Annotated in this window: 9 protein-coding genes; 3 read left to right on the top strand and 6 right to left on the bottom strand. The window is 72.3% G+C overall.

Annotated features, from left to right (window positions below; translation table 11 throughout):
- Nucleotides 1-12: 12 nt before the first annotated feature.
- Both OG715_RS15515 and OG715_RS15510 read right to left on the bottom strand, forming a co-directional pair.
- Complete coding sequence (locus OG715_RS15515) at nt 13-1,911, bottom strand: ABC transporter ATP-binding protein (RefSeq protein ID WP_266269355.1); 1,899 nt, start codon at nt 1,909-1,911, stop codon at nt 13-15.
- Nucleotides 1,912-2,138: 227 nt separating this feature from the next.
- Nucleotides 2,139-3,872, bottom strand: coding sequence for an ABC transporter ATP-binding protein (locus tag OG715_RS15510; RefSeq protein WP_266269354.1), 1,734 nt, complete (start codon nt 3,870-3,872; stop codon nt 2,139-2,141).
- 371 nt (nt 3,873-4,243) lie between these two features.
- Here OG715_RS15510 and OG715_RS15505 point away from each other — a divergent pair, with 371 nt between their 5' ends.
- Together OG715_RS15505 and hemW are read left to right on the top strand one after the other, a co-directional pair.
- The gene (locus OG715_RS15505) at nt 4,244-6,166 is read left to right on the top strand and encodes an AMP-dependent synthetase/ligase (RefSeq protein ID WP_266269353.1); all 1,923 of its coding nucleotides are present in this window, start codon (nt 4,244-4,246) and stop codon (nt 6,164-6,166) included.
- Nucleotides 6,167-6,245: 79 nt separating this feature from the next.
- Nucleotides 6,246-7,475 carry a radical SAM family heme chaperone HemW gene (gene hemW, locus OG715_RS15500; protein ID WP_266269352.1) on the top strand — a complete coding sequence of 410 codons (1,230 nt, stop codon included), beginning with the start codon at nt 6,246-6,248 and terminating at the stop codon, nt 7,473-7,475.
- Nucleotides 7,476-7,568: 93 nt separating this feature from the next.
- Here the strand turns inward: hemW and OG715_RS15495 are convergent, their stop codons facing one another.
- From OG715_RS15495 to htpX, 4 genes are all read right to left on the bottom strand, one after another.
- Complete coding sequence (locus tag OG715_RS15495; protein WP_266269351.1) at nt 7,569-8,402, bottom strand: DUF3097 domain-containing protein; 834 nt, start codon at nt 8,400-8,402, stop codon at nt 7,569-7,571.
- Between the two features lie 20 nt (nt 8,403-8,422).
- Nucleotides 8,423-9,202 (bottom strand): DUF2785 domain-containing protein, encoded by a 780-nt coding sequence (locus OG715_RS15490; protein ID WP_266269350.1) that lies wholly within the window; start codon nt 9,200-9,202, stop codon nt 8,423-8,425.
- A 70-nt stretch (nt 9,203-9,272) separates the two neighbouring features.
- Nucleotides 9,273-9,860: a PspA-associated protein PspAB gene (gene pspAB, locus OG715_RS15485; protein ID WP_266269349.1), complete on the bottom strand. Its 588-nt coding sequence runs from the start codon at nt 9,858-9,860 to the stop codon at nt 9,273-9,275.
- Nucleotides 9,861-9,920: 60 nt separating this feature from the next.
- On the bottom strand, nt 9,921-10,841 hold the full coding sequence (htpX, locus tag OG715_RS15480) for a zinc metalloprotease HtpX (protein WP_266269348.1): 921 nt from the start codon (nt 10,839-10,841) through the stop codon (nt 9,921-9,923).
- Between the two features lie 273 nt (nt 10,842-11,114).
- On the opposite strand from htpX, the gene hrcA reads away from it, so the two are divergent.
- Complete coding sequence (gene hrcA, locus OG715_RS15475; protein ID WP_266269347.1) at nt 11,115-12,149, top strand: heat-inducible transcriptional repressor HrcA; 1,035 nt, start codon at nt 11,115-11,117, stop codon at nt 12,147-12,149.
- Nucleotides 12,150-12,199 lie beyond the last annotated feature (50 nt).

Here is a 12,199-nt window from a genome sequence, read left to right as displayed (position 1 = left end):
AGGATCCCCGGGCTACTCGACCTCGGCGACCGCCTCGGCGAACTGCGCCTGGTAGAGCCGGGCGTAGGCCCCGTCGGCGGCGATCAGCTCGTCGTGGCCGCCCTGCTCGACGATGGAGCCGTTCTCCATCACCAGGATCACGTCGGCGTCCCGGATGGTGGAGAGCCGGTGGGCGATGACGAAGCTGGTGCGGCCGGTGCGCAGCCGGGCCATGGCCCGCTGGATGAGCACCTCGGTGCGGGTGTCGACGGAGCTGGTGGCCTCGTCGAGGACCAGGATCGACGGCTGGGCGAGGAAGGCGCGGGCGATGGTGATGAGCTGCTTCTCGCCGGCGCTGACGCCGGTGCCCTCGTCGTCGATGACCGTGTCGTAGCCGTCCGGCAGGGTGCGGACGAAGCGGTCGACGTGGGCGGCCCGGGCGGCCTCGACGACCTGGTCGCGGGTGGCGCCCTCGGCGCCGTAGGCGATGTTGTCGGCGATGCTGCCGCCGAACAGCCAGGTGTCCTGGAGGACCATGCCGATGCCGGAGCGGAGTTCCTCGCGGGACATGGCGGCGATGTCGACGCCGTCGAGGGTGATCCGCCCGGAGCTGACCTCGTAGAACCGCATCAGCAGGTTGACCATGGTGGTCTTGCCGGCGCCGGTGGGGCCGACGATGGCGACGGTCTGGCCGGGTTCGACCTTGAGCGAGAGGTCGTCGATGAGCGGCTTGTCGAGGTCGTAGCGGAACGCGACGTCCTGGAAGACCACCCGGCCGCGCAGCGTGTCGGGGCGTTCCGGCATGGCCGGTTCGGGGGTCTGCTCGGCCGAGTCGAGGAGTTCGAAGACGCGCTCGGCGGAGGCGACGCCGGACTGCACCAGGTTGGCCATGCTGGCGACCTGGGTGAGCGGCTGGCTGAACTGCCGGGAGTACTGGATGAACGCCTGGACGTCGCCGATGCTCAGGGCGCCGCTGGCGACCCGCAGGCCGCCGACGACGGCGATCAGCACGTACTGGAGGTTGCCGATCAGCATCATCGCGGGCTGGATGATGCCGGAGATGAACTGGGCCTTGAAGCTGGAGGCGTAGAGGGCCTCGTTGTGCTCGCGGAAGGTGGCGGCGGACTCCTTCTGGCGGCCGAAGACCTTGACCAGGGAGTGGCCGGTGTACATCTCCTCGATGTGCGCGTTGAGCTGCCCGGTGGAGCGCCACTGCTGGACGAACTGGGGCTGGGCGCGCTTGCCGACGCGGGTGGCGACGACGACGGACAGCGGGACGGCGATCAGCGCGATCAGGGCGAGCAGCCAGGAGATCCAGAACATCATGGCGAGTACGCCGATGACGGTGAGCAGGGAGTTGATCACCTGGCCGGTGGTCTGCTGCATGGTCTGGCTGATGTTGTCGATGTCGTTGGTGACCCGGCTGAGGACCTCGCCGCGGGGCTGCTTGTCGAAGTAGCTGAGCGGCAGCCGGGCGAGCTTGGCCTCGGTGTCCTGGCGCAGCCGGTAGCCGACGCGCTGGATGGCGCGGGCGGCGAGGCGGCCCTGGACGACGCCGAAGACGGCGGAGGCGACGTAGATGGCGAGGACCCAGAGCAGGATGCTGCCGATGGCGTCGAAGTCCATGCCCTGGCCGGGGGTGAAGTCGACCGAGGAGATCAGGTTGGCGATGTCGCCGTCGCCGCGGGCGCGCATGGCGTCGACGATCTGCTGCTTGGAGGATCCGGCCGGGAAGCGGCTGCTGACGACGCCGGCGAAGATGAGGTCGGTGGCGTGGCCGAGGATCTTGGGGCCGACGATGGCGGCGCCGATGCTGAGGACGCCGAGGCCGAGGACGCCGGCGATCAGGGCGCGTTCGGGGCGGAGCAGTTTGAGCAGTCGTTTGCCGGAGGCCTTGAAGTCCATGGACTTCTCGGCGCCCTGACCGCCCATAAAGCGGCCGGGTCCGGCGGGGCCGCGGCGGGCGGCGGCGGACTGGGAGTCACCGGCCGGCGCGTCGGGTCCGCCTGGGCCTCCGGGGCCTCCGGGGCGTCCGCCGGGGCCGCCCGGTCGGCCGCCCGGCCCCTTGGCGAAGTCCGGTCGTCCACCGGGGCCGCCGGGGCCGCCCGGCCGTCCGCCGGGTGCTGCGTCGGACCCGGGTGCGGGCCTGTCGGGGCTGGTCACGCCGCCTCCTGCTCGGTGAGCTGGGAGAGCACGATCTCCCGGTATGTCGGGTTGCCGGCCATGAGCTCGCCGTGGGTGCCGGTGCCGACCACGGCGCCCTCGTCGAGGACGATGATCCGGTCGGCGTCCCGGATGGTGGAGACGCGCTGGGCGACGATCACGACGGTCGCCTCGGTGGTCTCGCGGGCGAGCGCCTTGCGCAGCTTGGCGTCGGTGGCGTAGTCGAGCGCGGAGAAGGAGTCGTCGAAGAGGTAGATGTCGGGCCGGCGCACCAGGGTGCGGGCGATGGCCAGGCGCTGGCGCTGGCCGCCGGAGACGTTCCCGCCGCCCTGGGCGATGGGCGCGTCCAGGCCCTCGGGGAACTTCTCGACGAACTCCTTGGCCTGGGCGATCTCCAGCGCGTGCCAGAGCTCCTCGTCGGTGGCGTCGGGCCGGCCGTAGCGGAGGTTGCTGGCGACGGTGCCGGAGAACAGGTAGGGCTTCTGCGGGACGAGTCCGACGCTGTCCGAGACGGCGCCGGGGTCGAGTTCGCGGACGTCGACGCCGCCGAGCAGGACCTGGCCGGAGCTGACGTCGAAGAGCCGGGGGACGAGGCCGAGCAGGGTGGACTTGCCGCTGCCGGTGGAGCCGATGACGGCGGTGGTCTCGCCGGGGCGGGCGGTGATGTCGATGCCGCGCAGCACGGAGGCCTCGGCCCCGGGGTAGCGGAAGTCGACCTCGCGCAGTTCGAGGTGGCCGCGGCGCAGCACCTCGGTGACCGGGTCGGTGGGCGGTACGACGCTGGAGTCGGTGCCGAGCACCTCCTGGATGCGTTCGGCGCAGACCTCGGCGCGCGGCACCATCATGAACATGAAGGTGGCCATCATGACGCTCATCAGGATCTGCAGCAGGTAGGAGAGGAACGCGGTGAGCGCGCCGATCTCCATGTCGCCGCTGTTGATCCGGTGGGCGCCGAACCACAGGACGGCGACGCTGGAGACGTTGACGACCAGCATCACGCTCGGGAACAGGTAGGCCATCAGCTTGCCGACCTGCAGCGAGACGCCGGTGAGGTCCTCGTTGGCGTCGGCGAACCGGTTCTGCTCGTGGTCGTCCTTGACGAAGGCGCGGATGACCCGGATGCCGGTGATCTGCTCGCGCAGCACCCGGTTCACGGTGTCGATCTTGTCCTGCATGCTGCGGAAGCGCGGGCGGAGCTGGCGGACGAGCACGGCGACCACGACGGCGAGGGCGGGGACGACCGCCAGCAGCAGGCCGGAGAGCGGCACGTCCTGGTTGAGGGCCATGATGATGCCGCCGACGCACATGATCGGCGCCGCGACCATCATGGTGAACGACATCAGGACCAGCATCTGGACCTGCTGGACGTCGTTGGTGGTGCGGGTGATGAGGGACGGGGCGCCGAACTGGCCGACCTCGCGGGCGGAGAAGCCCTGGACGCGGTCGAAGACGGCGGCGCGGATGTCGCGGCCGACGGCCATGGCGGTGCGCGCCCCGTAGTAGACGGCGCAGATCGAGCAGAGGGTCTGGAGGACGGTGACGCCGATCATCACGGCGCCCACCTGCAGGATGTAGCCGGTGTCCCCCTTGATGACGCCGCTGTCGATGATGTCGGCGTTGAGCGTGGGCAGGTAGAGCAGCCCGAGGGTGGACACCAGCTGGAGCAGCACCAGCAGGGTGATCGGTCGGGAATAGGGGCGGAGGTACGCCCTTAGCAGTCTGATCAGCACTGGCTCACTCTTGTCGTCGGCGGCGTCGTTGGCATCCCAATTCTCGTTGTTCGGAGGGCTCGTACAGCCGATTCCGGGCAAGCGAGCCGGATCTTTGTCCGGCTCTTTGCCGAACGTTCCGGGCGGCGGGGTGGTGCCGTGCACCGGTGGTTCGGCATGGTGCCAGCTCGGCCTGCCCTCTTACGGAATGACCGGTTTCCCCCTAGGCTGCTGAAAGCCCTCTTGTTACTCACTGGTACCGGCCCGGTTTGCGTCAGGCGGGCCGGCGACCGCCCCCACGGCCGCCACGCGTTCCGTCCGCGGTGCCGGCCCCAGCCGCAGACCCGTCCCTCCACGTCCATCGGACGGCCACCCGCCCCCGGAGGTCCTCGTTGAGTTCCGCGCAGTCCCTGATCGACTCCGGCCGTCCCGACCTCGTCGCCGGGCGCCCGACCTCCGTCGCCCACCTGTTCCAGGAGCGGGTCGCGCTGACCCCCGGCGGTGAGGCCTACCGCTACCCGGTGCCGGTGGACGAGCACGCGGCGGACAGCACCCCCGGCGCCGAGCAGTGGCGGTCGCTGACCTGGGCGCAGGCCGCGACCCGGGTGTACGCGGTGGCGGCGGGGCTGCTGTCGCTGGGCATCGAGGCCGAGGACCGGGTCGCGCTGGCCTCCTCCACCCGGCTGGAGTGGGTCCTGGCCGACCTCGGCAACATGTGCGCGGGCGCGGCCACCACGGCCGTCTACCCGAGCACCAACGCCGACGAGACCGCGTTCATCCTCTCCGACTCCGGCTCCCGGGCCATGTTCGCCGAGAACACCGCCCAGCTGGACAAGGTGGTCGCGGAGCTGGACCGGCTGCCCGCGCTGGAGACGGTGGTCCTCTTCGACGCGCCCGACGGGCCGCCCGAGGCCGGCCGGCTGAAGGTGCTCTCCTTCACCGAGCTGGAGCGGCTCGGCGCCGAGCACCTGGCCGCGCACCCGGACGCGGTCGAGAAGGCGATCGCCGCGCTCGACAAGGAGCAGCTGGCGACCCTGATCTACACCTCCGGCACCACCGGCCGCCCCAAGGGCGTGCGGCTGGTGCACGACTGCTGGGCGTACGAGGGGCGGGCCCAGGAGGCCAGCGGGCTGCTGGCCGCCGACGACGTGCAGTTCATGTGGCTGCCGCTGTCGCACGTGTTCGGCAAGACGCTGATCTCGGGGCAGATCGCCACCGGGCACGTGATGGCGCTGGACGGCCGGGTGGACCGGATCATCCACAACCTCCCGGTGATCCGGCCGACGATCATGGCCTCGGCGCCGCGGATCTTCGAGAAGGTCTACAACGGCATCGCCGGCAAGGCCAGGGCCGAGGGCGGCGCCAAGTACAAGATCTTCCTGTGGGCGGCGCGCACCGCCCGCGGCCACGCCCGCGCGGTGCAGGAGAGCCGGGTGGCGACCGGGGTGGGCACCGCGCCGGTGGGGCTGAGGCTGAAGCACGCGATCGCCGACCGGCTGGTGTACGCGAAGATCCGGGCCGCGTTCGGCGGACGGCTGCGCGGGGCGGTGTCCGGCAGTGCCGCGCTGGCGCCCGAGATCGGCTACTTCTTCGTCGGCGCGGGCGTGCCGATCCTGGAGGGCTACGGCCTGTCCGAGACCAGCGCCGGATCCTGCGTCAACCGGGCCGAGGACATCCGGGTCGGCACGGTGGGCCGTCCGCTGCCGGGCACCGAGGTGCGGATCGCCGAGGACGGCGAGATCCTGCTGCGCGGCCCCGGGGTGATGCGCGGCTACCACAACCTGCCGGAGAAGACCGCCGAGGTGCTGGAGTCGGACGGCTGGTTCCACACCGAGGACATCGGCGAGCTGTCCCCGGACGGCTTCCTGCGGATCACCGACCGCAAGAAGGACCTCTTCAAGACCTCCGGCGGCAAGTACGTCGCGCCGAGCGAGGTGGAGGGCAAGTTCAAGGCGGTCTGCCCGTTCGTCAGCAACATCCTGGTGATCGGCAACGGCCGCAACTTCTGCACCGCGCTGATCGGCCTGGACGAGGCCGTGATCATGCCGTGGGCCGCCGAGCACGGGATGGCCGGAAGCTCCTACGCCGAGGTGACGGCCGACCCGAGGACCCACGAGCTGATCGAGGGCTTCGTCCGGCGGCTGAACGGCTCGCTGCAGCGCTGGCAGACGATCAAGAGGTTCCACCTGCTGCCGCGCGACCTGGACATCGAGCACGGCGAGCTCACCCCGAGCCTGAAGATCAAGCGCCCGGTGGTGGAGCGGACCTACGCGGACGAGGTCACGGCGATGTACTCGGGCGCCAACGAGGCCTGAGCCGGCCCCGCTCCGCCGCGTCCAGCGCCGTCCCGTACGGCCCGGGGGGATCACTCCGGCCGTACGGGACAATGGGGTCATGCCCTCCGCACTCCCCGACGGCGAACCGGTGCCGTCCGACGGTTCCCTGCCCGCGCACGCCCTCGACGGGCTGGGCTCCCGGCCGTTCGGCTTCTACCTGCACGTGCCGTACTGCGCCAGCCGCTGCGGCTACTGCGACTTCAACACCTACACCGCCACCGAGCTGCGCTCCTCCGGCACGGTCGCCTCCCAAGAGACCTACGCGGACAACGTGGTCGCCGAGGTCAGGATGGCCCGCCGGGTGCTCGGCGACGCCGCCCCGCCGGTGCGCACCGTCTTCCTGGGCGGCGGCACCCCGACCCTGCTGCCCGCCCGCGACCTGGTGGCGATGCTCGCCGCGATCCGCGAGGAGTTCGGGCTCGCCGAGGGGGCCGAGGTCACCACCGAGGCCAACCCGGAGTCCGTGGACCCGGCGTACCTGGCGGAGCTGCGCGAGGGCGGCTACAACCGGATCTCCTTCGGCATGCAGTCGGCCCGCCCGCACGTGCTGAAGCTGCTCGACCGCCACCACACCCCCGGCCGCCCCGAGGCCTGCGTCGCCGAGGCGCGCGCGGCGGGCTTCGAGCACGTCAACCTCGACCTCATCTACGGCACCCCCGGCGAGTCGGACGACGACTGGCGGGCCTCCCTGGACGCCGCGATCGGCGCCGGCCCCGACCATGTCTCCGCCTACTCGCTGATCGTCGAGGAGGGCACCAAGCTGGCCGCCCGGGTCGGCCGCGGCGAACTGCCGATGATCGACGACGACGTGCACGCCGACCGCTACCTGATCGCCGAGGAGGCGCTGGCCGCGGCCGGCTACTCCTGGTACGAGGTCTCCAACTGGTCCACCACCCCCGAGGGCCGCTGCCGCCACAACGAGCTGTACTGGACCGGCGGCGACTGGTGGGGCGCCGGCCCCGGCGCGCACAGCCACGTCGGCGGCGTCCGCTGGTGGAACGCCAAGCACCCCGCCGCCTACGCCCGCGCCCTCGCCGAGGGCCGCACCCCCGCCCAGGGCCGCGAACGCCTCGCCGCCGAGGACCGCCGGGTCGAGCGCATCCTGCTGGAGCTGCGCCTGGCCGAGGGCATCCCGCTGGACCTCCTGACGGAGACCGGCCTGAAGGCCGCGCGCCGGCACCTGGCCGACGGCCTCCTCGCCCCGGAGCCCTGGGCCGCCGACCGCGCCGCCCTCACCCTCCGCGGCCGCCTCCTGGCCGACGGGGTGGTACGTGACCTGGTGGACTGACCCGGGCCACCTTCTCCCGGTGACCGCCGATGGGCGCGGGGCGATCGATCGGTTCGACGGGCCGGCTGTTCCGGTCGTCGACGTGGTCCGGCCCTACTCCTGACCCGGCAGGGTGACGAAGTCGATCAGCTCCTCGACCTTGCCCAGCAGCTCGGGCTCCAGGTCCCGGTAGGAGTCCACCTTGGACAGGATGCGCTTCCACGCGGCCGGGGTGTCCTCGGGCCAGCCCAGGCGGCGGCAGGTGCCGGTCTTCCAGTCCTCGCCCCGGGGGACGGCGGGCCAGGCCGGGATGCCGACGGAGGAGGGCTTCACGGCCTGCCAGACGTCGATGTAGGGGTGGCCGACGACCAGGACGTGCGGGCCGCTCGCCCGGGCGGCGATGCGGTGCTCCTTGGTGCCCGGGAGCAGGTGGTCGACCAGGACGCCGAGGCGGCGCTCCGGGCCGGGGGCGAATTCGGCGACGATCGCGGGCAGGTCGTCGACGCCCTCCAGGTACTCGACGACCACGCCCTCGATCCGCAGGTCGTCGCCCCAGACCCGCTCCACCAGCTCGGCGTCGTGCCGGCCCTCGACGTAGATCCGCGACTCGCGGGCGACCCGGGCCCGGGCACCGGGGACGGCGACCGAGCCGGAGGCGGTGCGGGCGGGGGTGCGGGCCGGGGCGGGGCCCGAGGGGCGGACCAGGGTCACCGTCCGGCCCTCCAGCAGGAAGCCGCGGGGGACCAGCGGGAACACCCGGTGCTTGCCGAACCGGTCCTCCAGGGTGACGGTGTGGCCCTCGGCGGTCCTCTCGCAGTGCACCACCGCCCCGCAGAAGCCGGTCGACGCCTCCTCGACCACGAGGTCCCGCTCGGCCGCTACCTCGGGGACGGGGGTCGTCCGCTTCCACGGCGGGGTCAGGTCCGGTCCGTACTGGCGGCTGCGCATTCCCCGGAGTCTACGGGGCGTCAGCCGGTGAACGGCGAGTTCAGCACCAGCACCTCGGCGATCCGCGCGCGCAGGGCCGCGGAGTGCGGCAGCGGCACGGGTGCGCCACCGCGTTCCATCCGGACGCCGCGGTCGGCGAGCACGTAGACGGCCCGCAGGGTGCGCAGGGTGTTGGAGACGACGGCGGGGACGGCGCCCGCGGTCGCGGAGGGGCGGCGCGGCGGCTGCGCGGCGATCGGGTCGAGCCAGCCGAGGGCCTGGCGCTCGGTCAGCTCCGGGCGGGTGAGGATCTGGGCGACGGCGCGGCCGAGCCGGTCGTCCTCCATGGCGTCCAGCACGTGGTCGGTGGGGGCGAGCAGCCGGGCGGCGACCAGGTCCAGCAGCGGGGTCGGGTCGGCGAGCAGCGGGCCCCGGCCGAGGGCGGCCAGCAGGTCGGCGCCGTGGGCGACCGCGTGCAGCCAGCCGAGCCGGGGGTCGAAGCCGCGCAGGTCGGTCTCCTCGACGTACCAGCGGGCGAAGGACTCCAGCCAGGCCGGGCGGTGGGCGCCGTGGTCGGCGAGGTCGGCGAGGACCAGCGGGGCGAAGGTGCGGGCCTGGATCTCGGGGTCGGTGAGGCGTTCGGCCATCTCGTCGCCGAGCGCGAGGCGCTGTTCGGGGGTGAGCAGCGGCACCCAGCGGCACAGCTGCTCGTAGGCGAGGCTGTCGCGGACGTGCGGGTCGGGCGAGCGCAGTGCGGCGCTGACGGCGGCGAGGGTGTCGGGAGTGGGGGCGGCGGATTCGAGTGCGGTCCAGTTGATCACGGGGCGGACCCTAGGGGCGGGGGCGGCCGAGGGCCACCGATTTACCGGGCCCGGTGGTGGCGGCCCCGGGTCACAGCCCCGGTGCGCCCCAGACCGGGAACCAGCGGGTGAGGTCCTTCTCCAGCCGCAGGTCGTTGCCGAGCATCGCGTTGACCTCCAGCTCCAGCGGGTTGTCGCGCTTCTCCCCGCCGCCGGGCAGCGGCGCGAAGGGGTAGAACGTGCCGCGCTTGTACAGGTAGACGAGGGCGAGCGGGCGCCGTCCGTCGGTGTCGCGGAAGCCGACCAGGGAGCAGAGCAGCTGGGGGCCGAAGCCGTGCGCCTCTAGTTCGCTGTTGACCGCGTGCAGGTCGTTGACCAGTTCGGGCAGTTCGTCGGGCGTGTGCCGGGCGAGCAGCCAGGAGTAGCCGTAGGAGTCCTTGGACGCCTCGACGGGGACGCCGCCGCGTTCGGTGTCGGCGTCGAGCAGGGCCCTGACCTGCCGTTCGACCTCGTCGAAGGCGCCGCCCTCGACGGAGGCGAAGCAGACCGAGCCGAGCCCGGTGGGCCGGAAGCCGGCCGCGGCCTCCAGGGTGAGGGCGGCGGACGGGACGCCGAACAGCTGGTCGAGGTCGGGTTTGACGGGCTTGGTGCGGCCGAACAGCGTGTCCAGGATGCCCACGGCGGTCCTTCCGGTCGGAGGGCGGGTGCGGGTGCGGAGGCCGGGAGCGGTGCGGGCGGCTCAGCGGCCGAGCTCGGAGGAGATCTTCGCCAGCTGGGCCAGCCGCTGCTCCAGCGACGGGTGGGTGGAGAACAGCTGGGTGGCGGCCTCCCGGGCGCTCAGCGCCGGCGCGAACCAGAACGCGTTGTACGCCTGCGCCTGGCGCAGGTCCCGGGTCGGGATGGCGGCGATCTGGCCGGTCACCTTGGTGAGCGCCGAGGCCAGCGCGCTGGGCCGCCCGGTCAGCTGGGCGGCGGCCCGGTCGGCGGCCAGCTCCCGGTAGCGGGAGAGCAGCCGGGTCAGCAGGAAGCTGATCGCGTAGACGGCGATCGACACCAGCGGGACCACCAGGGCGGCGATCGCGGCGTTGGAGTCGTTGCTGTTGCGCCCGCCGCCCATGAAGCCGCCGTACATCGCGATCCGGGTCATCGCGCCGGCCAGCACGCCGAGGAAGCCGGCCACCGTCATCACGGCGACGTCCCGGTGGGCGACGTGCGACAGCTCGTGGGCGAGCACGCCCTCCAGTTCCTCGGGCTCCAGCCGGCGCAGCAGGCCGGTGGTCACGCAGACCACCGCGTTCTGCGGGTTGCGGCCGGTGGCGAAGGCGTTCGGCATGTCGTTGTCGGCGACCGCCACCCGGGGTTTGGGCATGTCGGCGAGCGCGCAGAGCCGGTCGACGGCGCCGTGCAGCTGCGGGTACTGCTCCGGGGTGACCCGGTGGGCGCCCATCGCCCGTTCGGTGATCCGGTCGCTGAACCAGAACTGGGCGACGAACAGGCCGCCCGAGATCAGTACGACGATCGGCCACGCGCCGCGCAGCAGCACGATCAGCAGACCGGTGAATCCCACGTACAACAGCCCGATCAGGAACATCGTCCCCACCATGCGGCCGGTCAGGCCGCGGTCGGGGGCGAAGCGGGTGTGCTGGCCCGAGCTCGACATCGCTGCTCCTCCGTTCGCCGTCCGCTTCCGATGCTGCCACCGGGCGGGCCCCGCGGCATCACCCGCGCGCCGCGGACTGCGGGCAGGATCACCCCGGCCGGGCCGTTCCTGCCGTCGGACCCGGGCCTTACACTGGCAGGTACGGTTCTGGCACTCGTGTGTTCAGAGTGCCAAGGCCGGGCCCCGCGGGGTCGGACCGGACAGCTCGAACACGGACACATGCCACGACGGTGTGTCACAACGGACAACGCGTGAAGACGGAGGTGCGTGCCCATGGCCGGTGAGGTCCGCCAGCTCGACGACCGCAAACTCGCGGTGCTTCGCGCGATCGTCCAGGACTACGTGGGGACGGAGGAGCCGGTCGGCTCCAAGGCCCTGGTCGAACGGCACAACCTCGGGGTCTCCCCGGCCACCGTCCGCAACGACATGGCGGCGCTGGAGGAGGAGGGGTACATCCACCAGCCGCACACCAGCGCCGGGCGGATCCCCACCGACAAGGGCTACCGGCTGTTCGTCGACAAGCTGGCCGAGGTCAAGCCGATGAGCGCGCCCGAGCGGCGGGCGATCCGGCACTTCCTCGACGGCGCGGTGGACCTCGACGACGTGGTCGCCCGCACGGTGCGGCTGCTCGCCCAGCTGACCCGCCAGGTCGCGGTGGTGCAGTACCCCTCGCTGAGCCGCTCCACGGTGCGGCACATCGAGCTGGTCGCGCTGGCCCCGGCCAAGGTGATGCTGGTGCTGATCATGAACACCGGCCGTGTCGAGCAGCGGTTGGTGGACTGCCCGGGTACGGTCGGCGAGACCGTGCTGGCGGACCTCCGGGGCCGGATCAACGCCCGGGCCGCCGGACAGCGGCTCCCGGACGTCCCGGGGCTGCTGGAGGAACTGCCCGGGCTGTTCGAGGCGGTCGACCGGCCGACCGTGTCGACGGTGCTGGCGACGCTCTTCGAGACCCTCGCCGAGCAGCGCGAGGAGCGGATCATGCTGGCCGGCACGGCCAACCTGACCCGCTTCGGCCACGACTTCCCGCTGACCATCCAGCCGGTGCTGGAGGCCCTGGAGGAGCAGGTCGTCCTGCTCCGCCTCCTGGGTGAGACCGCGGACGCCGGGATGACGGTCCGGATCGGGCGGGAGAACGCCTACGAAGGGCTGAATTCCACCTCGGTCGTCTCGGTCGGTTACGGTTCGGGCGACGAGAGCGTGGCCAAACTGGGGGTGATCGGTCCGACCCGGATGGACTACCCGGGCACAATGGGGGCGGTGCGAGCGGTGGCACGGTACGTGGGCCAGATTCTGGCCGAGTCGTAGGAACGGTCGTCGTCGGACAGCTGACGGCGCCCTAAGTCGCAAGCACTCAC

It is taken from the genome of Kitasatospora purpeofusca (genome assembly GCF_036010405.1).
In the GTDB taxonomy this organism is placed as follows: domain Bacteria; phylum Actinomycetota; class Actinomycetes; order Streptomycetales; family Streptomycetaceae; genus Kitasatospora; species Kitasatospora purpeofusca.
The sequence above is the reverse complement of the archived record's forward strand: the minus strand, read 5'-3'. Positions and strand labels throughout refer to the sequence as shown.

What these genes read in the sequence shown, in the direction of transcription:
- hrcA (WP_266269347.1), top strand. Translation starts at nt 11,115, where the DNA reads ATGGCCGGTGAGGTCCGCCAGCTCGACGACCGCAAACTCGCGGTGCTT.
- OG715_RS15515 (WP_266269355.1), bottom strand. Translation starts at nt 1,911, where the DNA reads ATGGGCGGTCAGGGCGCCGAGAAGTCCATGGACTTCAAGGCCTCCGGC.
- OG715_RS15495 (WP_266269351.1), bottom strand. Translation starts at nt 8,402, where the DNA reads ATGCGCAGCCGCCAGTACGGACCGGACCTGACCCCGCCGTGGAAGCGG.
- htpX (WP_266269348.1), bottom strand. Translation starts at nt 10,841, where the DNA reads ATGTCGAGCTCGGGCCAGCACACCCGCTTCGCCCCCGACCGCGGCCTG.
- hemW (WP_266269352.1), top strand. Translation starts at nt 6,246, where the DNA reads ATGCCCTCCGCACTCCCCGACGGCGAACCGGTGCCGTCCGACGGTTCC.